The sequence below is a fragment of the Bacillus sp. CH_48 genome (assembly GCF_038008465.1).
GTDB classification, from domain to species: Bacteria; Bacillota; Bacilli; order Bacillales; family Bacillaceae_G; genus Bacillus_A; species Bacillus_A thuringiensis_S.
The window spans coordinates 620,625-644,414 of the sequence record NZ_JBBOZF010000001.1 but is presented as its reverse complement, the minus strand read 5'-3'; the positions used below and the strand labels follow the sequence as shown (position 1 = coordinate 644,414).

Below are 23,790 nucleotides of genomic sequence, written 5' to 3'. Positions count from 1 at the left end.
TGTAAACGCCCTTCAAGTAAACTAAAGAGAGTTTGCAAATGAAAAGGTGATAATGTGTTAATTTCAATTAAAACGTTACAAGATGATCGTTTTTTACGTCCGCTACAAAATATTGGCGGCTTATTTTTTGAAGATAGTACGATTGGATTTGAACAAGAGGAAGCGAATCTGATCGTTGATATACACATTGAGGATAATGTGAAAGCATCCGCTCGATTAACGGATGTTAGCACAGGAAATGTGTATGAAGAAACATTCTCGAAAGATTTATCTGCTTTCACAGATGAAAAAGAGCGTATGAAGCAAGTGAAGCACGTTGTTTCTTATGTATATCTTTCTGTTCTTCAGCAGTTAACTGGACTTGAACAAAGCTGGGGTATTTTAACGGGAGTACGTCCGACGAAACTTCTTCATAAAATGCTTCAAAATGGTATGTCAAAGGAAGAAGCGCATCAAGAACTTCGTGAAAGTTATTTAATTCATGAAGAGAAAATTGAACTTCTTCAGCGCATTGTTGATTGCCAATTAGCAGTTGTTCCGGATTTATACCGTTTGAAAGAAGAAGTAAGTATTTATATCGGTATTCCGTTCTGCCCAACGAAATGTGCATACTGTACATTCCCGGCTTATGCGATTAATGGACGCCAAGGGTCTGTTGATTCGTTCTTAGGTGGTTTACATTATGAAGTTCGTGAAATTGGTAAGTTTTTAAAAGAAAAAGGTGTGAAAGTTACGACGATTTATTATGGCGGCGGTACACCTACAAGTATTACAGCAGAAGAGATGGATATGCTGTATGAAGAAATGTACGAAGCGTTCCCAGACGTGAAAAATGTACGTGAAGTAACAGTTGAGGCAGGTCGTCCAGATACGATCACGCCAGCAAAGCTAGAAGTGTTAAATAAATGGAACATTGACCGTATTAGTATTAATCCGCAGTCATATCATCAAGAGACACTAAAAGCAATTGGACGTCACCATACTGTAGAAGAAACAATTGAGAAATACCATTTAGCTCGTGAAATGGGAATGAACAATATTAATATGGACTTAATTATTGGTCTTCCTGGTGAAGGGTTAGATATCTTCAAGCATACGTTAGATGAAACAGAAAAGTTAATGCCAGAATCATTAACAGTTCATACGTTATCATTTAAACGTGCTTCTGAAATGACGCAAAACAAACGTAAATATAAAGTAGCAGGTCGCGAAGAAATTACAGCGATGATGCACGAAGCAGAAGAATGGACGCAAAAGCATAATTACGTACCATATTACCTATATCGTCAAAAGAATATTTTAGGTAACTTAGAGAACGTTGGTTATGCAATGCCGACGCAAGAAAGTATTTACAACATTGTCATTATGGAAGAAGTACAATCAATTATCGGACTTGGTTGCGGTGCATCAAGTAAATTTGTTCATCCGAAGACGGGGGCAATTACGCACTTCGCAAATCCGAAAGATCCAAAATCATATAACGATGGCTTTGTAAAATATACAGAAGATAAACTGAAAATTTTAGAAGAGCTATTTGTATAAGAAGGAGAGTGTTCCAAATCGGAACACTCTCTTTTTTATATTGTCAGCTTTTGTCAGTAAGGCGATATATTCGAAAAATCGCTGCTATAAATTGAATTGCGGTCGATATATTTGAAAAATCGCCAATATAATTTCATGTACCAAAGGTTTGCACGTGTTGTAAAACTATGTCGATAATAATCAGAAAAATTAGTCAAAACATTGAAGGACAATGTCTACTTATGGACGAAATGATAGATTTATGAAAGAGAAAAGGGGGAAATTGTTGGCATGTACATGACGATAGGGAGAATTTTTGATTTATCTGTTGGTAAGTATCCGAATAAAGAGGCGTTAGTGGAACCTGAAAAAAATATTCGCTGGACATATAAACAGTGGGACGAACAAATAAATAAAACGGCACACGCTTTATTAGAAGACGGAGTAAGAAAGGGAGATACGGTATCTGTTTACTTATATAACTGCCATGAATTTGTAAACGTTTACTTAGCTTGTGCGAAAATTGGTGCGATTTTTAACCCAATTAACTTTCGTTTAAAGGCGAAAGAAGTATCTTATATTCTTCAGGACGCATCCTCGAAAGTCGTTGTCTTTGAAAAAGCAGTTGAGTCAACTGTTGCTATCATTGAACGAGATTTTCCAAATACATCTTTTTGGTCTATAGAAAACGATAAACCTTCCTATGCAAGTTCCTACCATGAAAAAGTGAATGCAGCATCTCCTGAGAAAGTAAATATCGAAATTGATGAAATGGACTTTTGTTCTATGCTTTATACGAGCGGTACGACAGGTCATCCGAAAGGTGTGTTACATCGTCATCGTGAAATGGCTGAGCATAGTATGATTTGTACGTATTTCCTAAAATATAATAGAGATAGTGTGGGGCTTGTTGTTGCGCCTTTATATCACTGTGGTGAATTAAATGCCGGAATCATACCACGCATTCAAGTTGGCGGGAAGAATGTTATTTTGCATCATTTTGATACAGAAACAGTATTACATACGATTCAAGAAGAAAAGATTACGACGTTCTTTGCAGCACCGACGATGTGGAATATGTTGTTGCAAAAAGATTTAACTCAGTATGATTTAACTTCAATGAAAATTGGTATATATGGCGGAGCGGCAATGGCGCCGGCGTTAGTGAAGGAATGTAAAGAACGTCTTTATATTGACCTTGTTCAAATATACGGAATGACAGAAATGGGACCAGTTGTTGCGTTTCTCGTAGAGGAGGATCAAATTACGAAAGCTGGTTCAGCAGGCACGCCATGCTTTAGCCACGAAGTTCGTATTGTGAAACCGAACGAGGAGGCACCGGCAGAACCAGATGATGTATTACCTCCTTATGAGGTGGGAGAAATTATTTTACGTGGCCCAACTATGATGGCTGGCTATCATAATCGCAAAGAGGCAAATAAAAAATCGATGTATAAAGGATGGTATCATTCTGGTGATTTAGGATACTTCGATAAAGATGGTTATTTATTCGTTGCAGATCGCGTTGATGATATGGTAATTAGCGGTGGTGTAAATATTTACCCTCGTGAAATTGAAGATTTCCTTCATAGTCATCACGGTATATTAGATGTGGCGGTACTTGGTGAGCCAGATGAATTATGGGGAGAGCGTGTGGTGGCAGTTATTGTGAAGAAAGATGAAACAATAACAGAAGCTGATTTAGAAACGTATTGCAAAGAAAGTGACGAATTAGCAGATTATAAGCGTCCGCGTCATTATTTATTTGTAGATGAACTCCCTCGTAATGCGAGCGGGAAGTTGCAGAAGTTTGTGCTGAGGGAGTCACTGAAAGGTGCGAAAAAATAGAAAATGAAGGATACCCCATATCTATGGGGTTTTCGTCTCTTTTTCTGTAAGAGATTAAACAGAAGAAACAATATCTTTGTTAATTCTTAAATGTCCTGTTCTTTTGTAGAGGTTGGGAATTAAGTAAATATCAATCACTTTATATTTACTTAATTCTCATTTCTTCTTGGTGAAGGTTAATTAGCGCATTTGAAATAAGGTGGAAAAACAAAATGGATGTAATGTCCAAAAAGAAAAGACACCTTAAGGTGCCTCTCTCCGACTTGAACCATTTCATTTCATACGAATCGGAATCTATCCGTATTACCATTACCCCTTTGTTATGAGTGTAAACACACACTATAAAGCAGAATCGTCTATATACACTAGATTGTTAGTTCACAAAAGACAAGAGATTTGAGATCAATATCGAAGTGACGCCACATCCCCTATAATAATTGATATGTTACGCCTTTTAAAAGAATCTGCTTTATAGAACGTGCCCACAAGTTATATTTTACTACATGTAATATTCATTTAGTGTATTTTTTAATGAATATGTATAATTACATAAACTGTATGAAAAAAAAGAGAGTATACTCTAACATTTTGTAATAAAGATAAAGCCCGCTTACGGAATAGGGGGCTTTTCTTACTTTTTATAGATATTTATTCCAATTATATTATCAGATGAATCTAAACGAATATAAACGTCAGCTGATAAAAGGTGTGCATTATATATTCGTTGTTTATATGTTGATATCTCGAAGCGTTTTCCATTTAATTCACATTCTAGAATAATCATATCGCCATGTTCTTTCCAATTTATTAATTTAGCAGTTGTATTCATATAAACCTCCTCTGAATCATTTTATGAAAATTAATAGAGATAGTGTGAGAAAGGAGTTTATATAACAAAAAAAGACACCTTAAGTGTCTTTTTTGATTACTATAAAAGTCGTTGAATGAAATAGGTTTCTATTTTTATTTGCGTGAAAAACCTTCTTCATCAAGGTATTCCGCAGCTTCTGGATAAGAGTTGAATGTACCGTCTAAGTTTACACCAGCGTACACGTTCCACATGTCATCCTCTGAAATAAGAGTAAGAATATGACCATCTTCGTTCTGCCATTCTTCTTCTTTCGCAGGTTCTACAGGTGCTACTACTTCTTCTTGTGATAGAAGGTCAATTGATTTCTCAATTACTGAACGTAACTCTTCTGCTGAAAACTCGCGGATGTTAACCATACCTTTATCATCCGTTTTGTAACCTTTAATACCGCTTGCATACACAAATCCATTTCCATTTGGGTGTAAATGAAATACAACGTTCTTTTTATCTAAACGACTTTCTTCAAAGTGGAAGTTTACACGTTTTAATGATACGTTCTTTCTTTCTAGTTCTGGGAAAGATTCAATAATCGATAATTTTTCTTCAAAAGTTAGCATAGTGCCTCCAAGTATATAGTAAAAGATTTAATTTGTTCATTATAGCATAGTTGCAATTGTTTCCAAAGATAAGGGGGAAACTTTTCATTAAATCCGTTTACGTCACGAGAATGTAAAAAGTGAGCTAACGAATGTATCTTTTTAGGTGTACAATGGAACATGGACTTTATACAAAGGTGGTTTTTTTATGTTTCAAAAAATAGCAAAGGAATGTTTAGCAGGATTTACTGTTGCGATTGTTGCGTTACCACTTGCGATTGCATTTGGTATTGCCGCGACAGGAACGTCTGAGGGAGCGCTTGTTGGATTATATGGTGCGATTTTTGCAGGTTTATTCGCAGCGTTATTTGGCGGGACACCTGGGCAAGTAACGGGGCCAACTGGACCAATTACCGTTATCGCAACTGGAGTTATTGCGACGCACGGGTTAGAGGCAAGTTTTATTGCCTTTATGATGGCAGGATTATTTCAAATTTTATTCGGTGTATGTAAGCTCGGTTCTTACGTTCGATATATTCCGTATCCTGTCGTTTCAGGATTTATGAATGGTATTGCATTAATCATTATTTTAGGTGAAATAAAGCATGTACAAAATAGTTTTCTACTTGTTGTGTTAACGATTATTGTAATGATTGTTTCTGGCAAATGGATTAAGGCGATTCCGTCTAGTTTAGTAGCACTAGTCGGTGTGACAGCTTTGCTTCCTTTATTTTCTTCTCTACTCGAAGGACTTGCAGTAAAGTTACCGATTATCGGAAATCTTTCACTAAATAAAGTAATTGAAAAGATTGGAACCATTCCAGAAGCGATGCCTACGCTTCATATTCCATCTTTAAGTGGAACAGGAATAGCAGCACTTATTTTACCAGCGCTTAGTATTGCTTTATTAGGATCGATTGACTCGTTGTTAACATCGGTCGTAATGGATAATGTGACTGGTACGCGTCATAAAAGTAATAAAGAGCTTGTTGGACAAGGTATCGGTAATATGATGAGCGGATTGTTTGGCGGATTAGCAGGTGCAGGTGCGACTGTAAGATCTATTGTGAATATAAGAAGTGGTGGTAAAACGGCACTTTCGGCATGTATGCATAGTGTTATCTTATTTATTTTTATTATGGGTCTTGGTTCGGTCGTACAATATATTCCACTTGCTGTATTATCAGGTATTTTAATTTTAACTGGTATTGGAATGTTCGATTGGGAAAGCATGAAAAAGATGCATGTCGCTCCTAAAGGTGATGTCGTTGTTATGCTCGTAACGATGATTGTAACGGTGAAGTTCGATTTAATGATTGCCGTTGCATTCGGTATTATTCTTTCGTTCATCATATATATGGTGAAATGTAAAGAACGTAAAACTTCTATCGTAAAAGAAAGAGAAGAAACGTATACAATTCAAGGACCGCTCTCTTTCCTATCAGTAGATCGTATTTTCTCTACTTTACAAGATGTGAAGTCACCAGTTGTATTACGTATGAAAGATGTGCGTTATATGGATGTATCAGGAGCTATGGCATTATTAAATTTTGTTGAGCAATCAAATAAAGTAGGGGCAAGTGTAAAGCTTGAGCAAGTACATCCAAGTATTGAAAAAACAATTGTAGTAATGGCAAGCGATGAACAGAAAGAGCAATTGAAAATCTTAAGTGTTTAGATGGCAATTAGAATATCTCACAACTTTACATAAATTATAATGTAGAGTTGTGGGATATTCTTATAATGTTTTTAGTAATATGTATCGCAGTGATAGAGAGGAAGAGCTCTTTTTGCGTAACAGAAACGGTTATAATGTGTACATATATATAATGGAAGGAATTAGAAAAAGATTGTGAAGAGATAGGTTTGAATTGGTTCTGTTTTCTATTTTGAAAAAAAAACCAAGTATTCAACCTATAATAAATTTGTTATGATAACCAATGGGATAAAGTGAATCCCTATCGTTTAAAACAATATGTTTGAGAGTATATGTATAAAAGAAAAGAGAAAAAATATGAATAAAACATTTGTAAAAGGAGCAGCAATTTTAACCATTACAACTTTTTTGTCGAAATTGCTTGGTAGTTTTTTTCAAATTCCATTACAAAATATTGCAGGAGATGAAGTGCTAGGTATTTTCCGCCTTGTTTTTCCTGTATATATGATTGCTCTTACATTATCGGTAGCCGGAGTTCCACTTGCAATTTCGAAACTAATTGCAGAGTTGAACGAAAAAAATAAGCAAAAGGAAATTGCGAAATTATTTAAATCAGCGTCAATTATAGGGATAGCATTTGGCGTTTTCGGCTGTTTAGTCATTGTATTATTTTCTATTGAAATTGCAAATATGCTCGGTGGACAAGAAACTAGAATGCCGTTGCTTATTACTTCATTAGCATTACTCATTGCGCCATACATGGCGGTGTATAGAGGGTATTTCCAAGGTTTCGGTGATATGAAACCAACAGGAGTATCACAAGTCATTGAGCAATTTGTCCGTGTGTTTTTTATGTTAATAATTGCTTACATACTAGTATCGTGGGATAAGAGTAATACTGTTATTACTAGTGGTGCGATGGTTGGCTCTTTTCTTGGAGTCATTAGTTCGCTTATATATTTGCGTATAAAATATAATAGAAGTCCATACTACAATAAAAGCAATTCCTATTCGCTCCGAGATTTAAGAGAAAACGGCAAAAAGATATTGCGGGTATCGATCCCAATCGCTATCGGAGCTTTATCAATGCCGCTTTTAAATTTAGTAGACTCGCTTACAATACCGCATGTATTACAAGGATCATCAACAGAAATTCAAGAACAATTTGGAATATACAGTCGCGGTTTTGCATTCACGCAAATAATTGTTATTTTTGCAAGTGCAATTGTATTTCCGTTAATACCACTCTTAACTTCCGCATTGGCCAAAAGAGATATAAATTTGGCGAAAATAACAATTCAAAATACAAATCGACTAGCGCATGTTTTGACAGCACCATTAACAGTATGGTTGATGGCATTAACAGTACCGTTAAATGTCGGATTGTTCACAGACGTAAAAGGCAGTAGTATGTTAACAGTTATGATTGGCAGTTCGTATTTTACTGCGGTTATGGTATTATCAATAGGTGTTTTACAGGGGATTAATCGTTCTGCACAAGCTGCATGGATTGTTATTGGCGCGAGTTGTGTGAAAGTCGTGTTAAACATTATGTTAGTGCAGAAGTTTGGCATAGATGGAGCGGCGTATAGTACATTAATTACTTACGTATTGATTTGTATTGTAAATCATTTGTATATTCGAAGCTATATTGCCTATTCTATTCATTTCAAAAACTTTTTCGGTGTGCTAGCAATAGCATGTATTTTCGGACTAGGATTGTATGAACTATGTAATGTGATAGATGTTACATCTTCAAGAATTATGACGTTATTATTCAGCGGTATAGCATTAAGTATTACAACCATTTTGTATGGTGTATGTGCTTTGAAATTAAAATGGATATCAATGAAAAAAATACCATTTTTGAAAAGATAAATATAGAAATTTAATTTTTTATTAAAATTCATATGAGCTGATAAAGAGGAAACTATGTAGGGTATTAAGTGTTTAGGTAAGGAATGGGTACCAGTTTATGTTAGATGAAATAAACGGTTACCTAGTTTTGGAGGAGATTTAGGGTGCGTTTAGTCTTATCAGGATATTATGGTTTTTATAATGTTGGAGACGAGGCGATTCTACAATCAATTATTGAATCGTTAAGTAAAGAGAACCCGGATATAGAACTAGTAGTACTATCAAATGATTCTAAATATACAAAGGAAAGGTATGGTGTAGAATCGGTAGATCGCTGGAATATAAAAGCTGTTTATCATGCAATCAAAAACAGTGATGGAGTTATTAGCGGTGGCGGGAGCCTTCTTCAAGATCAGACAAGTACGAAGAGTATTCTATATTATACGGGTATTATGGGACTCGCTCGATTATTAAAAAAGCCATATTATATTTATTCACAAGGAATAGGTCCAATTACAAAAGGATATAATCGTCTATTGGTAAAATGGAACTTGTCAAAAGCTTCCTATGTATCAGTTCGAGATGAAGATTCGTTTTTATATTTAAAAGAACTTGGCATAAAAAACGATATTGAAATTGTTCCAGACCCTGTTTTAACATGGAAACGGACAAAACAATCGGATTGGTTGCAAAAGCATTCGATACATGGAAAAGTAATCGCGGTTAGTGTGCGTTATTGGAATTCAAAAGAAGATTATGTAAAAAAATTAGCTACGGCATTAAAAAAATTAAAGCAAGAAGGATACCAAATTCTATTTGTTCCAATGCATGAGCCATTTGATCAAAAAGCTTCGCGTGAAGTAGTAGACTTAATGGGAGAAGAGACGTATATGCTTCCATATAAAATGGATATCGACGAGAAAATATTCATTTTATCACAATGTTCATTACTAATTGGTATGCGTCTTCATGCACTTGTTTTTTCTGCTGTAGCCAAAACTCCAATGGTCGGGATTTCGTACGATCCGAAAATTGATTCGTTTTTAAGTCAAGTGAATCAGCCAGTTATAGGAAGTGTGGATGGCGAATGGAGTGCGCAGTATTTATATGAAATTGCGAAAAAGCAATTAATGCAACAAGGAACTGTGGAGCAAGAGTTACAATTAATAATAGATGAGCTTCGGTTGCAAGGCAAACAGGCAACAAAGAAACTCATTGATCATATGGAAAAAGACACTTTATTAAAAAAGTAAAGTGTCTTTTGTTTTGAATTTAATGAAAATTATAATTATAAAAACGTTTTATTTTAATTCCTATTTATTATGCTAAAATGATTGTGATTATTATATAATCAAATTTGTGATAATAAATTCGTAGATTACGAGGAGGATAACCTTGAAGACTTTTTCAAAAGGTATAACAGCAGTGGCATTAACGGGATCATTACTTTTAACTCCTATTTCAAGTTATGCGGCAAATGATGATATTACAGGACATATGTTTGAGACGCATATGCGCTCACTTATTACTAAAGGAGTTTTAATGGGGTATGGTGAGAATGTATATGCGCCTGATAAATTAGTAACAAGAGCAGAGTTTGCTACATTCATAGCAAGGTCTTTAAATTTACCGAAAGCTGATTCGAATTTCGAGGATGTGCCGAAGACTTACGGTTTATATGATGGTGTAAGTAGAGCATATGGAGCGAAAATTATTAATGGTCGTACGAACGAGACGTTCTCACCAAATGATGTGATTACACGTGAAGAAATGTCGATAATGGTAAAGCGAGCGTTAGACTATAAAAATATTAAAGTAGCTGTAAGTCCGCTTACCTTTACTGATAAAGATAGTATTAACTATAAAGAGCATGTACAAGTTATGGTGGCTACTCAAATTATTAAAGGGTATCCAGAAGATAATACATTTAGACCACATTTATCAGCTACAAGAGGGATGGCTTCAGCTATGTTGGATCGTATGCTTCAGACGATTGAAAAAAACGGAAATAGCAATCCTGTAGAAACTAAGAAATATGTTGTGACAAATGTAAGAGAAAACGGAACAGAGCAAGAAGTAGAGCGCTATAATACGTATAAAGAAGCAGTTACGGCTGCTCAAAATAAAGGTATGAATGCGGTAAAATACGAGAACGAATTTTTATGGATTAAAGATGGTTTTGCAAGTGCGAAAAGAATAACTGGGCAAAACATCATTAATATTTATGATGAGAATTTGTCAACAGTATATACGTATATTCAGTATGGAACAGAATTGAAAGTTTTAGAAGTTGGCGAAGATCGTGTGAAAGTTCAACTTTCTGGTTTGACAGGTTATGTGAAGAAGAATGAAATCACTTTAATTCCTACAAATGAAATGAAACAGTCGTCTTATTATGTGAAATCAGATGGATATTTATACCATAAATATTATACATATAATACAAGTTCACCTGGATATACAGAATTTAGATATGGTGTGGCACCTTCTTTCATGAAGCAAGGACAGCAAATGTATAGTGTAGATGGAAAAACATTTGGAGATGAAACTTTCTATCAATATTTCAATTATTTATCATTACGTTCGAAAACAAATTATACAGCTGAACAACTAGATAGTTATGTGAAATCGATTAAGCCAGACTCTCCATTAATTGGTTTAGGAAAGAAATTTAAAGAAGTAGAAAGCAAGTATAATGTAAATGCATTATTCTTATATTCATTAGCAATCCATGAAAGTTATTATGGAACAAGCGCTCTTGCAAAAGATAAAAATAATTTATTTGGTTTAAAAGCAACAGACGATAGTCCATATGGTAACGGGGAAGCATTTAATTCAAAAGAAGATTGTATTGAACATGCAGCAAAATTATACATGAATGAAGGATATTTAAATCCAGGACATTGGCGTTATACAGCAACATATACAGGTGATAAAGCTGCTGGTTTAAATGCGAAATATGCATCTGATGCGAACTGGGGTAAAAAAGTAGCGGGGCATATGAACCGTTTTGATTCTTATTTAGGTAAAAAAGAATACAACAAGTATAAACTTGCACGTGTGATGAATAACGTAGAAGTGAAAAAGAATCCTAGTATATCAAATGAGCGACTGTATCGTTTGAATACAAATGTAGTTGTCACAGTTACTGGTGAAGAAATAATAAATGGAAAAGCGTGGATTAAAGTTATTTCAGATAATCCTACTGTAACTGAAGCGTATATTGCAAAAGAAAGCTTAGAGTACGTAAAACATTAATTAAATAAAAAAGAAGGTGCTACTAATATTTCGTAGCACCTTCTTTCTATTCAATTTCAAAATCAACAATGATATAAGCGAGTATAACAACGAAGAAAATACTAACGGCTGGCGCTGTTAATACGTGGCCAGACATAAAACCAATGCCAAGTGATAGAACGAGTGTGCTCGCTAATAGCATATACTTTACTTTCATGATTTTCTTAAAGTTTGTGATCATGCGGATGAATAATTTAATACCAAAGTATAGAAGTGGTAGTAGGTAAATAAGGAAACCGACAATGCCAAAGGCGAAAAATAGGTCATGGAAGTCCATTTCAATTAATTTAATTTTATCTGTGTAGTTACCAGCGTAACCCATTCCGAATAGTTTTTGTGAAAGCGGTGCGTCTTTATAGTATTGTTTGTATGTTTTTAAGAATTTGTCGCGATCACTATAAATTAAACTTTTCACTTCAGAATCTGTAAGTTCACCTTTTGCATGTTTTTTTGCATCTTCTGGATCTTCTTTAATTACTTTTCCTTCTTTTCGATCTTTCTCTTCTTGTACTGATTTTTTGTATTCGTATATTTGCATGTGAATGCCCATATTTTTTGCGATAGGAGTATGCGGTGTAAGAGCAATTAAACCTCCTAGTATAACTGCGGCAACAATGGTATTTACAATATGTGTAAATCCTTTTCCTTCTTTTTTACGATTTATCATGTATTCAATGAATGAGAAGAAAAGTGCTACGCCTAATGTAATAACAATTGCGCCATATCCGACTTTCGTTCCGACCATAATACTTGCATACATCGCAAGTATTGTTGGAATCCAGTAATATATTTTCGAGAAAGAAGTTGTTTTATGTATCGAATATAAGACAATGATTGGGAACATAATGGCGAAAAGAGAACTTAAATCATTTCCAGCGAAGAACCAACCTCTTGAACCGATTTTTGAGTGAGGATAGCTTGGGAAATCTGTTCCAGTTTGCATTGCGACAATCATTGTGATACTTAAAATTAAAGTTGCATATAAGAAATATGTAATGATTTTATGAAATACATACTCTTTATTTTTTAGCTCTTTAAAGGCGATAATATATCCAAACAGTAGCACAATTGGATATATGCTCTTTAAGATAAATTTAACTTCTTCTCCAAATGAAACTGGAGATTTAACCATCATATTATTTACAAGACCGATTGCGAGTGCGATTCCGAGTAAACATAAATAGAGGATGTACTTTTTCGCATCTTGTTGTTTGTGATGAAGAAGTAGGTATCCTAATGCAAGAAGCATAAAGGCGAAACGGACTACAACTCCAACTGTTGCGTTCATGTGTAATATATAGATTGAAAAAGATGTTAATAAATCTAAAATTGGTTGAAACACAATGAATAGCAATAGGAAATGTGGGAAGTAGTTATCCGTTTGTTTCAACTTAGTAACCATATGTTCCTCCAGTTCTTCATTCCTTTATTACAACACCCAAAAGATGGGTATAAAGCCTTTTTTACATAGTAAGGCGAATGAATTTCAATATTTGTTTTTTATCAAACTTAAGAATACACCATTTCATTGTAATGGTAAATAGATGAAAAGCATGGATAAACCGACTTTAATTTCTATATTTTTCAACGGAATTGTATGTTTTATACGATATATGTACAAATTGCGAGATTATTAGACAGAAAATTAAGAAAAAAGAAGGATTTTTCAGTGGTTTTCTATAATTATATAAGTATAATCTTTATGGAGAAAAGAGGGGTATATATAATGGAAATAACAAGTAAAACAGAATCTGTCGTTGTGAAATATGAAGGCCACGTTGCAACGGTTATGGTCAATCGTCCAGAGGTGTTAAATGCGTTAGATGAGCCGACATTAAAAGAGTTATTACAAAAGTTGAAAGAAGTAGCGGAAAGTTCTGTGCATATCGTTGTGTTATGCGGGAACGGCCGTGGTTTTTCTGCGGGTGGGGATATTAAATCGATGCTTTCAAGTAATGATGAAAGTAAGTTCGATGGTATTATGAATACCATTTCTGAAGTTGTCGTGACATTATATACGATGCCGAAGCTTGTTATTAGTGCAATTCATGGACCAACTGCAGGTCTTGGATTAAGTATTGCGTTAACAGCTGATTATGTAATGGCGGATATATCATCTGTTATTGCAATGAACTTTATTGGAATCGCTTTAATTCCAGATGGAGGCGGTCATTTCTTCCTTCAAAAGCGCGTCGGTGAAAATATGACGAAGCAAATTATTTGGGAAGGTAAGAAATTATCAGCGACAGAAGCGCTTGATATCGGCTTAATTGATGAAGTAATCGGCGAAGATTTCCAAACGGCTGTGAAGCAAAAAATTAATGAATGGTCACAAAAACCGATTAAAGCAATGATTCAAACGAAGCAAATTTTATGTGAAGTAAATCGCTCTAATTTAGAGCAAACATTGCAATTAGAAAAGCGTGGTCAATATGCAATGAGACAAACAGCGGATCATAAAGAAGGAATTGCTGCGTTTTTAGAGAAACGTTTACCAGCATTTAAAGGGGAATAAAGTTTGTCCATTCCTCATGAGTAGCTCGTTAATTCGGGATAAAGGGGAGAAAGTGCTAACACATTTTAGTATAATTGTGTTAGCACTTTTTTTTAAGGAGTAATACATGAAGAGAATGATCGGTGTTATCACTATTATTTTGCTTACATATTCTGCTTTGCATAGTACACCATCTTTGGCAGTTCGGACTGCGTTATTTTTTGAGGGACATCCAAGTGTTGCGTTTTCTGGTGGGGTGACGAAAGAAAAAGATGTGAAAAAAGAAGCGATTCCAGATGAGTACCAAACTCTATATGGTAAGGAAGAAAACTCAGAGCACTATTTCTTTCCGCATGTAAGAGCACATGAATCAGGAATTGATATGTTAAGTGCATGCGTGAAGAAAAAATGGTTTTTCTATAAAGCAGAGCTCGGGTGTTATTAAATATAGGAGGATGAATGATGTCAGCATATAACAAGTTAGTAAGAGATCGTGTTCCAGAGAAGATTTTAATGTCTGGAAAAACGTATACCGCACAAAAATTAACAGGTCAAGCATACATACAAGCTTTAGCGAAAATTGGAACGGAAGAAATTCGTGAATTTGCTTCTATGAAAGAACGCGAACATGCGCTAGATTCTCTTGCGGATGCACTAGAAGTAATCATTTCATTAGCACGTGCGGAAGGTGCATCAATTGAAGATGTGGAACGCCTTCGTAAGAAAAAAGAAGTAGAGCGCGGTGGATTTGAAAGAGGGATTTATTTATTAGATGTCTCGGAAGAATAGTTTAATAGGAAAAGCATAGCGTTAATGAGTAACGCTATGCTTTTTTGTTGCAATGAAGCTAATAATGAAGAAAATAGCTGTTAATATCCAGCCGATTGTAATAGAAGTAGTAGTATGAACGGCATAAGAAACTTGTAAACAAAATAATGATGCTAAAAACCAAATGAGTGCAATGTGTATATATTTTTTTGATATATTCATATTTCAGGACTCCTTTTGTATACTAAAAAGAATTTTACTACAATTTAGAAAATTAAGCTATATAAGTAGAGGTTTTCTGGTGAATTTTGTATACTGAATAGTAGAGAAAATGAGGAGGAAACGACAATGGCACATCATGCGAGAGAAACGATGGAACTTATTAAGGAGCTTGTCTCTATTCCGAGTCCGTCTGGAAATACAGCAAAAATTATTGATTTTATTGAAAACTATGTCAGTGAGTGGAATGTAGAAACGAAACGTAACAATAAAGGCGCTCTTATTTTAACGGTAAAAGGGAAGAATGATGCGCAGCACCGCTTATTAACGGCACACGTTGATACGTTAGGTGCGATGGTGAAAGAAATTAAGCCTGATGGTCGCCTGAGTCTTTCTATGATTGGTGGATTTCGCTGGAACTCTGTAGAAGGAGAATATTGCGAAATTGAAACATCAAGTGGCAAGACGTATACAGGAACGATTTTAATGCATCAAACATCTGTACATGTATATAAAGATGCAGGTGAAGCAAAACGCGATGAGAAAAATATTGAAGTTCGTATTGATGAGCGCGTATTTTCAGCTGATGAAGTACGCGAATTAGGAATTGAAGTAGGAGACTTCGTTTCATTTGATCCGCGCGTTCAAATTACAGAGAGTGGATACATAAAATCACGTCATTTAGATGACAAAGTAAGTGTTGCGATTTTATTAAAATTAATTAAAAGATTACAAGATGAAAACGTAACATTACCATATACGACGCATTTCTTAATTTCTAATAATGAAGAGATTGGATACGGTGGTAATTCTAATATTCCAGAAGAAACTGTTGAATACTTAGCAGTTGATATGGGAGCGTTAGGTGATGGACAAACATCTGATGAATATACAGTATCTATTTGTGCAAAAGACTCTAGCGGCCCGTACCATTACGCTTTACGTAAACATTTAGTAGAGCTTGCGAAAACGAATCATATTGAATATAAAGTAGATATTTATCCGTACTACGGATCTGATGCATCAGCTGCGATTCGTGCGGGATTTGACGTGAAACATGCGTTAATTGGAGCGGGTATTGATTCTTCTCACGCATTTGAACGTACACATGAAAGTTCTATTGCGCATACAGAATCATTAGTGTATGCATATGTAATGTCTAATTTAATTGAAGAATAATTTCATAGATAATAGAGAGCTGATTAAAAATATTATTTTTAATCAGCTTTTTATTTGGCGAAGCGATTAGGAGACATGTTCTAATCGCTTTTTTAGCCCGCTATTTGTGGGCTGATTAAAGTTTTATTTTATATACATTCATTATAAGTTATATATATGCGATTTTTGTTATACGGCCGGAAACGTGTTTACTATAGATATATAATGTTATACACTATGAAAGGAATTAATTAATAGTTAATATGTTTTAGTTAGCTTGATTAAAAAAATTGTATGAATATGAAGTTTTGAGAGGAGATTTATTTTTCATGAAGTACAAAGCAATAGCCGCAGGTTTATTAGCAGCAAATTTACTAGCACATCCAATTAGTAGTTTAGCAGAAACGAAGAAATTTCCTGATGTTTCAGATAGTGCGTGGTCGAAAGACGCAATTTATTATTTAGTAGAGAGAAATGTAATTAACGGTATGCCAGATGGTAACTTTATGCCATACGGAAATTTAACACGTGCCCAGGCAGCAAAGATTATCGCAACAGCAATTGGGGCTAAAGTAGATCCAAATGCAAAGCCGTCTTATAATGATGCAAAAAATAGTTGGGCAGCTTCATTTATTGCAGCCATGGAAAAAGAGAATATTATTAAAGGGCGAGAACCAGGAGTATTTGATCCTGAAGGAAAAGTAACTCGTGCTGAAATGGCAGCTATGCTTGTAAGAGCATATAATCTGAAGAGCAAAGTAACAGGACCAGTTCCTACAAAATTCGCTGATTTAGAGAATCATTGGGGTAAAGAAGAAGTTAATATTTTAGTAGAATTAAAACTTTCTTTAGGTACAGAGAATGGCTGGAAACCGAATGATTCTATTACGCGTGAACAAGCAGCTCAGCTTACTGCGCAAACAGATAAATTTAGCAAGAATAGTGATCGTCCAGTAGAAACAAAGAAAATGTACATAGATAGAAAATTCATTACATATCACGCACCATCATTAAGTTCTGGGATTAGTGCAAATCAGCATAATCCACAAATGGTTGAAATTAAAGAAGAACGAGATGGATGGATCAAAATTGCAACAAGTAAAGGTGATAAATGGACACCTTTAGTAGAGAAAACAGAAGTTATTAATGAAGGATTCACTACTTATGCAGAAGCTTCTTCTTCTTCAAAAGTAATGGGAACACATAACGCACAACAAGTAACTGTTATTGAAGAGAACGGCAGCTGGATTCGTATCCGCATGGGCGCTGGTTTCCAATGGGTTAATAAAAATCAATTAAATCCAGTGAAGCAAGGTAACTTCTTAGAAGGAAAAGCTATTATCATTGATCCAGGTCATGGCGGAGTTGATTCAGGTAATCCAGGTTATTATGAGAAAGAAAGTGAAACTGTATTAGATGTATCACTACGATTACAGAAGATATTTGAGAAAAAGACACCATTTACTGTGTTATTCACTCGTACAGATGATACACGTCCAGGAACAAGTGCTTCTGATTCTTTAAAGAAACGTGTAGAATTTGCTCAAAAAAATAATGGGGATATTTTTGTAAGTATTCATGGTAATGGCACGGAAGAGAAAAATGGACAAGGTACAGAAACGTTCTACTATGAATCAGCGACAGCAAGAGGAACAAATCCTAACGTATCAGAAAGTCGTTTACTAGCAGAAAAAATTCAAGAGCGTCTTGTAGATGCACTGGGAACAAAAGATCGTGGTGTGAAAAAAGGCGATTTATACGTAATTAGAGAAAATACAATGCCAGCTGTATTAGCAGAATTAGCATTTGTAGATAATAAAAGTGATGCAGATAAAATAGCTACACCAGCGCAAAGACAACGTGCAGCGGAAGCTATTTATCAAGGTATTTTAGATTACTATGAAGAAATGGGTAACAACGTGTCTTCTTTCCGTTAATAAATAATAAGAGATTGCCATTGGCAGTCTCTTTTATTTATTAACGTTTCTCTTTATTTCCGGCATATGATATCATTTAATTTTATATACAAAAGAAAAGTATTTGAGTAATTGTAATCATAACAATTTTAAACGATAGAGGATGATAATAGATTGAATAATCATAGTAAAACACCTGCCTGTATATATACGTATGCATTTCGTGAGGAGGAGCGTGCTTTATGTTACTTGGAAATGCGCTCGTTCTTTGGAATGGAGTCCCACGTTAATATTTTAAAAAGTGATGTCAAGATTGACCCGAGTAGAAGTGCGTTTATGAAAGAGCGCGTTGAGGTTATGTATGAAGGGGACGACTTAGAAAGCATTTTAAAACAAGTGGAACAAATTGATTTGGCGGGAGCGACATTTAAAGTTATCTTCGTTAAAATCAATGACCTCGTTGGAGAAAATAAAATTGAATATGGAGAAAGGCGTCTTATTGAACGAGACCTTGGCATGCATATTGAAGGAGAAGCGGATGTTCGTAATCCAGAGCGTGTATTCGGGATTGTTCCTCTTGAAGGACGCTGGTACTTCGGGCACTATGTAGAAAGCGAACCAGTTTGGTATCATCACATAAAAAAACCGCATAGCTATTCGACATCACTTAGCACACGTGTTGCGAGATCAGTTGCAAATATCGCTGTACCAAATCCAGAGGGAGTACGAGCAATTGACCCGTGCTGCGGTATTGGAACAGTAGTAGTAGAAGCACTTTCTATGGGGATTAATATCGTTGGTAGAGATATAAATCCACTTGTAGTTCTTGGAACGAGAAAAAACATCGCACATTTTGGATTTGAAGGAACAGTAACAAAAGGACCAATTGAAGAAATTACTGAGAACTACGACGTTGCAATTATCGATATGCCGTATGACTTATTTACGCATGCCACACCAGAAGACCAGCTCTCCATTCTTTCAAGTGCGCGCCGCATTGCTAAAAAGGTAGTCGTTGTAACGATGGAGACAATGGATGACATGATCCATGAAGCAGGATTTGAAATTACAGATCGCTGTATTACAAGAAAAGGGTCATTTACTAGACAAATTCTTGTTTGTGAATAAGAAAGGAAGGTCACCCGTTTGGGTGACCTTTTTAGTGTAGTTTAATGTGTGATTGATTGGCAGTTTGTAGGCGGCGATAAGTTGATATTGTGATAGGAGAATCTATTACTGTTCTTTTAATTTCTCTTGTTGTGCAATTAATAAATTGCGTAATATGTGCCCGCGGTAACTTTCTAGTTTTCGTCCTTCATGATAGCGTACGCCTAATTTTTTTAGTTCAGCTACGTACCAGCCTTTTGTTCCGTAGTACATTGGATCACTTCCTTTTTGCTTTTGAACAGTATATGTTTGGGAGCGAAGTAACTTTACATTGAAAATAATAATGATAAAAGGAATCCTACATGTGTGTACCAGTGAAATTGCAAAGTTATCGAGGTGTTTTATAGCGTAACGTCCAAGCCGTGTATAAAAAAGTAGACAGTTGTATATGAATTTGTTGAAAAAAGAATACACATTGTCCAGGGGATTTGAAAAAAGGAATGCTATACGATTTGGCATGATACTTGCGTTGGAAATAGTATCAACGTATAGGGGAGAGATAGAAATGAAGGTTAGTAAAATATATACAACGATTGATGCACACGTAGCTGGGGAACCGCTTCGAATTATTACGGGCGGAGTGCCAGAAATAAAAGGGGAAACGCAGTTGGAAAGACGCGCATACTGTATGGAACATTTGGATTACCTTCGTGAAGTTCTGATGTATGAACCGAGAGGGCATCACGGAATGTACGGTTGTATCATTACACCGCCAGCAAGTGCTCATGCTGATTTTGGCGTGTTATTTATGCACAATGAAGGATGGAGTACGATGTGTGGTCATGGCATTATTGCTGTCATTACAGTTGGAATTGAAACAGGCATGTTTGAAGTAAAGGGTGAAAAACAAAAGTTCATTATTGATAGCCCGGCCGGAGAAGTTGTTGCGTATGCAAAATATAACGGGAGTGAAGTAGAATCTGTATCATTTGAAAATGTTCCTTCATTTGTATACAAAAAAGACGTTCCTATTAAAATAGATAAATATGAATTTCAAGTAGATATTGCGTTTGGAGGAGCATTTTACGCTGTTGTAGATTGTAAAGAATTTGGTTTGAAAGTTGATTTTAAAGACTTGCCTGCTATTCAAACGTGGGGCAATAAAATTAAACATTATATAGAGAGTAAAATGGAAGTGAAACATCCACTTGAAGAAGGTTTGAAAGGAATATACGGCGTTATATTTTCAGATGAACCGAAAGAAAAAGGCGCTACGCTACGAAATGTGACGATTTTTGCTGATGGGCAAGTAGACCGTTCTCCTTGCGGTACAGGAACTTCAGCGAGAATCGCAACTCTTTTTGAAAAAGATGCCTTACAAAAGGGAGAAATGTTCGTCCACGAATGCATTACTGATGGGAAATTCGAGGGAGAAGTATTGTCGGTAACCCTAGTAGATACATATAAAGCTGTCGTTCCGAAAGTAACGGGGCATGCATTTATTACAGGGTTTCATCAGTTCGTTGTAGATCCGAGAGATGATTTGAACCGAGGATTTTTGTTAGGATAAAGTGAAACTTTAATCAGTGGAGGGGTTCCCCACTGATTATTAGTTGAACCAATCGGGTTTTTACGGGCAGTTGATCTCCCGTGTAACTTCTTTGTCCAACCGAATTTTTAGATGGGAGTCTTACTGCCCGTTAATACGGGATAAGAGGAGGAGGTGAACAAATATGCTAGTCATAAGCGCGAACGAACAAAGAAACTTAGTAAATATGAATGAAGTTATTGAATACGCGGCGCTTGCTTTAAAAGAATTTTCCGCAGAAAGAACGATTACACCAATAAGGGGGTCATTACCATTTGCGAACGAGAAAAATACGGCATTAATTATGCCTTCAGTAGCGGAAAGGCTTGAGGCACTTGGAGTAAAAATAGTAACGGTAGTCCCGCAAAATAAACAGATAGGAAAGAAAACAATCAATGGGATTGTGATGCTATCAGACTTTCAAACGGGAGAACCACTCGCACTTTTAGAAGGATCGTACTTAACGATGATTCGAACAGGTGCCTTATCAGGAGTAGCGACAAAATATTTAGCTCGTCATAACGCAAAAACTTTATGCATTATCGGCACGGGTGAACAAGCAAAGGGGATTGCCGAAGCAATATTTGCAGTTAGAGATATCGAAAAGGTCATTTTATACAATCGAACAGAAGAAAAAGCGTATGCATTTGCGCAATATATACAAGAGAAATTAGGTAAACCAGCATACGTTTATAGAGATCCAAATGAAGCAATAAGCGAAGCAGACATCATCGTTACAACTACGAACGCATCCACACCAGTCTTCTCAGAAACACTACAAAAAGGCGTCCACGTAAACGCCGTCGGCTCATTCAGACCGAGCATGCAAGAACTACCATCTCACGCCATCACAAGCGCAAACAAAGTAGTAGTCGAATCAAAAGAAGCAGCACTAGACGAAACAGGAGACCTTCAAGTTCCAATAAAAGAAGGGCTATTCAAAGCAAACGCCATTCACGCTGAACTTGGTCAAATTATAAGCAAAGAAAAAGCTGGACGCGAAAATGATGAAGAGATTACTATTTTCAAATCAGTTGGTTTGGCGGTAGTAGATATTATCGTTGCGAAGTATTTGTATGAGAGAGCGGTGGAGCAAGGAGTAGGGAGTAAGATTGAGTTTTGAGACTGCCTTTTGGTGGTCTTTTTATTTTATCATCCTTATAAATATATTTTATGGCAAGAATGCATTAGTAGATTGCAAACTTTCCACATTTACAAAAAAGTTTGACTTTACATACAGGTAGTGGTAATTTAAAACTTATAAGAAAACTCGGGATTAATTCCGAGTTTTCTTATGGGTATAAACAGTTCGAGGGGGCCGAAAGATGAAACAGAAGTTATTTGCATTACCATTTGTTCTAATACTAATTATTGCATTAGCGGCTTGTTCTGGGGAAAAAGATTCTTCGAAGCAAGCGGGCACTAGTAAATCAGGGACTCCGAAAGATGGAGGAACGTTAACGATTGGTGTTAGCGATAATCCAGATACGATGAATCCGCTTTATGCGAATGATCGTGTGTCATTAACTGTGCAGCAAGCTTTATATGCGCCGCTATATCATATGGAAGACGGTAAGAAAAAGTTTGTTCTTGCTGAGAGCTTTACGCTTTCAGAAGATCAATTAACGTGGACATTGAAACTAAAAGATAATTTAAAATGGCATGATGGTAAGAAAATTACATCAGACGATATAGCATTTACATTCCAATCTATTTTGGATGAGAAGCAAAATAGCTCAAGTCGTGAAAACTTTATTTTTAAAGGAAAGCCGCTTGAGGTGAAAAAGGTAGATGAGTTAACAACTCAATTCGTTTTACCACAAGTAAGCGCATCTTTCGAAGGTGTGATGAATGATTTCTTCCCAATTCCGAAACATGTATTTGAAGGGGAAGCAGATTTAGCGAAGAGTAAGAAAAACTTACAGCCTGTAGGATCAGGACCGTTTAAGTTTAAAGAGTATAAATCAGATGAGTACGTTGCATTAGATCGATTTGATGATTATGTAGGTGGTAAAGCTAAATTAGACTCTATCGTATACCGCGTTGTAAAAGACCGTAATACAGCAAATGTTTCACTGCAAAATGGTCAAATTAACATGAAGATGATTGAGCCGCAAGACTTTAAGAAATTAGATAGCACTGGGAACTTCTCAATGGTGACATTCCCTGAAGGTAGACTATTCTACTTATCTTATAACATGAATACAGATTTGATGAAGAAAAAAGAAGTGCGCCAAGCAATTGCGCATGCGTTAGATAAAAAAGAAATGATTAACTCAGCATTCGTTTCAGGTGAATTTGCAGAACCAGCAAATTCAATCTTAACGCCAGACGCTATGTATTATGCGAAAGATATTAAAGACTATAAGTATGATAAAAAAGAAGCGAAAGATTTATTAGCAAAAGCTGGCGTGAAAGATAAAGAAAAAGTACGTGTGATGTATGTAACGAATAATAAAATCATGGAAAGCTTAGCGTTATATACACAACAAAAATTAAAAGAAGTTGGTTTAGAAGTTGAACTAAATGCATTAGATGCTAGTGCGGCAAGTGAAAAAGGCTTAGATAAAGAGAATAAAGAATATGACATTACATTTGGTGGTTACATAATGGGACCTGAGCCAGATTCATATAAGAGCTTATTCTTAAGCAATGCTGAATACAATTATGCACGATATAAAAACGCTGATTTCGATAAGTTATGGGAAGAAGCTGCAGTTGAAACAGATAAAACAAAACGTGCAGAGCTATACCATAAAATTCAAGAGACAGCTAGAGAAGACGTACCTTATCTACCAATTGCATATCCGAAAGCAGTTATTGCAGTAGATAAAAAGTTTGATGGATTAAAAGAAGCGAAAGCAATTCCTGTCACAATGTTTGAAGATCTATCTAAGATTTATGAAGTGAAATAAGAAACAATAAAGAAGCTGGTGGAAATCAGCTTCTTTAG

General features: G+C 35.6%; 20 protein-coding genes. 15 read left to right on the top strand and 5 right to left on the bottom strand.

The genetic code is table 11. The features are described 5' to 3' along the window. The first annotated feature begins 54 nt into the window (after positions 1-54). Both N2V92_RS02990 and N2V92_RS02985 read left to right on the top strand, forming a co-directional pair. Positions 55-1,542 (top strand): coproporphyrinogen III oxidase, encoded by a 1,488-nt coding sequence (locus tag N2V92_RS02990; RefSeq protein WP_000908777.1) that lies wholly within the window; start codon positions 55-57, stop codon positions 1,540-1,542. Positions 1,543-1,812: 270 nt separating this feature from the next. After that, positions 1,813-3,369 (top strand): fatty acid--CoA ligase, encoded by a 1,557-nt coding sequence (locus tag N2V92_RS02985; RefSeq protein ID WP_000281976.1) that lies wholly within the window; start codon positions 1,813-1,815, stop codon positions 3,367-3,369. Positions 3,370-4,000: 631 nt separating this feature from the next. On the opposite strand, the gene N2V92_RS02980 is transcribed toward N2V92_RS02985, so the two are convergent. Together N2V92_RS02980 and N2V92_RS02975 are read right to left on the bottom strand one after the other, a co-directional pair. Beyond that, a complete protein-coding gene (locus N2V92_RS02980) occupies positions 4,001-4,198 on the bottom strand; it encodes a hypothetical protein (RefSeq protein WP_001098258.1) in 198 nt (65 codons plus the stop codon). A 134-nt stretch (positions 4,199-4,332) separates the two neighbouring features. Then, positions 4,333-4,797, bottom strand: a complete 465-nt coding sequence (locus tag N2V92_RS02975; RefSeq protein ID WP_000954998.1) for a hypothetical protein — start codon at positions 4,795-4,797, stop codon at positions 4,333-4,335. 187 nt (positions 4,798-4,984) lie between these two features. On the opposite strand from N2V92_RS02975, the gene N2V92_RS02970 reads away from it, so the two are divergent. The 4 genes from N2V92_RS02970 to N2V92_RS02955 all read left to right on the top strand — a co-directional run bounded on the left by N2V92_RS02970 (position 4,985) and on the right by N2V92_RS02955 (position 11,548). Then, positions 4,985-6,454, top strand: coding sequence for a SulP family inorganic anion transporter (locus N2V92_RS02970; protein ID WP_000486648.1), 1,470 nt, complete (start codon positions 4,985-4,987; stop codon positions 6,452-6,454). A 336-nt stretch (positions 6,455-6,790) separates the two neighbouring features. After that, a complete protein-coding gene (locus tag N2V92_RS02965) occupies positions 6,791-8,311 on the top strand; it encodes a putative polysaccharide biosynthesis protein (RefSeq protein ID WP_001044005.1) in 1,521 nt (506 codons plus the stop codon). A gap of 143 nt (positions 8,312-8,454) precedes the next feature. Further along, complete coding sequence (csaB, locus tag N2V92_RS02960) at positions 8,455-9,543, top strand: polysaccharide pyruvyl transferase CsaB (protein ID WP_001241600.1); 1,089 nt, start codon at positions 8,455-8,457, stop codon at positions 9,541-9,543. Positions 9,544-9,685: 142 nt separating this feature from the next. Continuing rightward, positions 9,686-11,548, top strand: coding sequence for an S-layer homology domain-containing protein (locus N2V92_RS02955; RefSeq protein ID WP_000847500.1), 1,863 nt, complete (start codon positions 9,686-9,688; stop codon positions 11,546-11,548). A 46-nt stretch (positions 11,549-11,594) separates the two neighbouring features. Here the strand turns inward: N2V92_RS02955 and N2V92_RS02950 are convergent, their stop codons facing one another. Beyond that, complete coding sequence (locus N2V92_RS02950) at positions 11,595-12,989, bottom strand: O-antigen ligase family protein (RefSeq protein ID WP_016078051.1); 1,395 nt, start codon at positions 12,987-12,989, stop codon at positions 11,595-11,597. Positions 12,990-13,289: 300 nt separating this feature from the next. Between N2V92_RS02950 and N2V92_RS02945 the strand changes: the two genes are divergently transcribed. From N2V92_RS02945 to N2V92_RS02935, 3 genes are all read left to right on the top strand, one after another. Continuing rightward, positions 13,290-14,102, top strand: coding sequence for an enoyl-CoA hydratase (locus N2V92_RS02945; protein ID WP_003276890.1), 813 nt, complete (start codon positions 13,290-13,292; stop codon positions 14,100-14,102). Positions 14,103-14,208: 106 nt separating this feature from the next. After that, positions 14,209-14,526: a hypothetical protein gene (locus tag N2V92_RS02940; RefSeq protein WP_000827125.1), complete on the top strand. Its 318-nt coding sequence runs from the start codon at positions 14,209-14,211 to the stop codon at positions 14,524-14,526. Between the two features lie 17 nt (positions 14,527-14,543). After that, complete coding sequence (locus N2V92_RS02935; protein ID WP_001277348.1) at positions 14,544-14,870, top strand: nucleoside triphosphate pyrophosphohydrolase; 327 nt, start codon at positions 14,544-14,546, stop codon at positions 14,868-14,870. 21 nt (positions 14,871-14,891) lie between these two features. Here N2V92_RS02935 and N2V92_RS02930 read toward each other — a convergent pair whose 3' ends face one another. Further along, entirely contained in the window at positions 14,892-15,071 is a 180-nt protein-coding gene (locus tag N2V92_RS02930) for a hypothetical protein (RefSeq protein ID WP_001027087.1), read from the bottom strand. Positions 15,072-15,197: 126 nt separating this feature from the next. Here N2V92_RS02930 and N2V92_RS02925 point away from each other — a divergent pair, with 126 nt between their 5' ends. The 3 genes from N2V92_RS02925 to N2V92_RS02915 all read left to right on the top strand — a co-directional run bounded on the left by N2V92_RS02925 (position 15,198) and on the right by N2V92_RS02915 (position 19,270). After that, complete coding sequence (locus tag N2V92_RS02925; protein WP_000930044.1) at positions 15,198-16,247, top strand: M42 family metallopeptidase; 1,050 nt, start codon at positions 15,198-15,200, stop codon at positions 16,245-16,247. Between the two features lie 308 nt (positions 16,248-16,555). After that, positions 16,556-18,163, top strand: a complete 1,608-nt coding sequence (locus tag N2V92_RS02920; protein ID WP_016078050.1) for an N-acetylmuramoyl-L-alanine amidase — start codon at positions 16,556-16,558, stop codon at positions 18,161-18,163. A 153-nt stretch (positions 18,164-18,316) separates the two neighbouring features. Next, a complete protein-coding gene (locus tag N2V92_RS02915; RefSeq protein ID WP_016078049.1) occupies positions 18,317-19,270 on the top strand; it encodes a TRM11 family SAM-dependent methyltransferase in 954 nt (317 codons plus the stop codon). A 105-nt stretch (positions 19,271-19,375) separates the two neighbouring features. Here N2V92_RS02915 and N2V92_RS02910 read toward each other — a convergent pair whose 3' ends face one another. Continuing rightward, positions 19,376-19,606 (bottom strand): YflJ family protein, encoded by a 231-nt coding sequence (locus tag N2V92_RS02910; protein ID WP_074790672.1) that lies wholly within the window; start codon positions 19,604-19,606, stop codon positions 19,376-19,378. 208 nt (positions 19,607-19,814) lie between these two features. On the opposite strand from N2V92_RS02910, the gene N2V92_RS02905 reads away from it, so the two are divergent. From N2V92_RS02905 to N2V92_RS02895, 3 genes are all read left to right on the top strand, one after another. Next, on the top strand, positions 19,815-20,819 hold the full coding sequence (locus N2V92_RS02905; RefSeq protein WP_016078048.1) for a proline racemase family protein: 1,005 nt from the start codon (positions 19,815-19,817) through the stop codon (positions 20,817-20,819). 163 nt (positions 20,820-20,982) lie between these two features. Beyond that, the gene (locus tag N2V92_RS02900; RefSeq protein WP_016078047.1) at positions 20,983-21,960 is read left to right on the top strand and encodes an ornithine cyclodeaminase family protein; all 978 of its coding nucleotides are present in this window, start codon (positions 20,983-20,985) and stop codon (positions 21,958-21,960) included. Between the two features lie 202 nt (positions 21,961-22,162). Then, positions 22,163-23,752: an ABC transporter substrate-binding protein gene (locus N2V92_RS02895; RefSeq protein ID WP_016078046.1), complete on the top strand. Its 1,590-nt coding sequence runs from the start codon at positions 22,163-22,165 to the stop codon at positions 23,750-23,752. Positions 23,753-23,790: the final 38 nt, after the last annotated feature.